At 66.7% G+C, this 381-nt stretch carries 1 protein-coding gene; it reads right to left on the bottom strand.

Features of this window, described 5'->3' with window-relative positions; genetic code table 11:
• On the bottom strand, positions 1-381 hold a 381-nt coding region (locus KJQ99_RS11470; protein WP_214150776.1), incomplete at both ends, for an L-lactate permease.

The raw sequence follows: 381 nt of genomic DNA, 5'->3' as shown, positions 1-381 counted from the left end.
CCCTTACGGCCGTCCATGATCGCCAGCATGAGGAAGGGGACGACGAGGCAGAGCACGGCGCAGACGCGGGCGGTGACCGGGGCCACCATCGCGACGTCCAAGCCACCGGTCTTGGCGGCCATGAGAACCGGCAGACCGACGGCTCCGACCGCCACCGGGGCGGTATTAGCGACCAAGGCAGTGATGGCACCACGGAGCTTGCCGAATCCGATAGCGATGAGCATCGCAGCGGCGATGGCGACGGGGGCACCGAACCCGGCCAGGGCTTCTAGTAGACCACCGAAGCAGAAGGCGATGAGGATGCCCAGCACACGCGGGTCGTCGCTGATGAGGAAGAAGGTGCGGCGCAGGTCGTCGAAGCGACCGGAAATGACCGTCACC

It is taken from the genome of Campylobacter sp. 2018MI13, from assembly GCF_018501135.1.
Taxonomy (GTDB): Bacteria; Campylobacterota; Campylobacteria; order Campylobacterales; family Campylobacteraceae; genus Campylobacter_E.
Note: the sequence above shows the minus strand (reverse complement) of the source record. Positions and strands in the feature narration are given on the sequence as shown.